General features: G+C 60.9%; 1 protein-coding gene. It reads left to right on the top strand.

Features of this window, described 5'->3' with window-relative positions; all coding sequences use genetic code 11:
• The coding region (locus tag PY650_RS36565) for a MobA/MobL family protein (protein ID WP_285884976.1) at positions 1-839 on the top strand (839 nt) is incomplete at both ends.

Below are 839 nucleotides of genomic sequence, written 5' to 3'. Positions count from 1 at the left end.
CGCCCGCGAGTTCGAGCTGGCACTTCCGCATGAACTCAACGCTCAGCAACGGCTTTTGCTCGTGCGCGACTTCGCCCGCGATCTCGCCAACCGCTATGGCGCAGCCGTCGACTTCGCTATTCATCAGCCGCATGTCGAAAGCGACGTCCGAAACGTTCATGCCCACGTGCTGATGACGACACGGATGATCGGCGCGACCGGGCTCGGCGAGAAGACCCTGATCGAGCGGGAAAACAAGTGGCTGCTGAACCACAATCAGCCGACGTCGCATATGCAGCTCCGGGAGATGCGGCAAGCCTGGGAGAGCCATGCCAACCGGCAGCTCATGCGCGCCGGGCTCGATATCCGGATTGATCATCGCTCGCATCTGGAGCGCGGACTGGAGATCGAGCCGACCGAGCACATCGGCGTCCATGCTTCGCAGATGGATCGACGTGGGCTCGACGTATCGCGCACGCGCATCGACGAAAAGGCAGCGCGACGAAATGCGGAACTGATCCGGGAAAAACCGGAGCAAGTCCTGTCGATCCTGACGGCCGAAAAGAGCGTCTTCGACCGATATGACGTCGCTCGCGCCCTGCACCGCTATATCGACGATCCGCAAGCCTTCCAGAACGCCTTTGCCACCGTCATGGCCTCTCCTGCCCTCATCGAATTGCGGCCGGAGCAGAACCACAAACTTGCACGCTACACGACACGGGAAATGCTCGAGATCGAGCACACCATGGCCGCCGGCGCCGACCGCATGCAGCAGTCCTTGAGCCACAATGTTAACCGACATCATGTCGATCAAGCATTGCGCCGACAGGACGACGCGATCAAGCGAGCCACTGCAGTAT

The sequence above is a fragment of the Martinezella calliandrae genome, assembly GCF_030272695.1.
Lineage (GTDB): Bacteria > Pseudomonadota > Alphaproteobacteria > Rhizobiales > Rhizobiaceae > Rhizobium > Rhizobium calliandrae.
The sequence above is the reverse complement of the archived record's forward strand: the minus strand, read 5'-3'. Positions and strand labels throughout refer to the sequence as shown.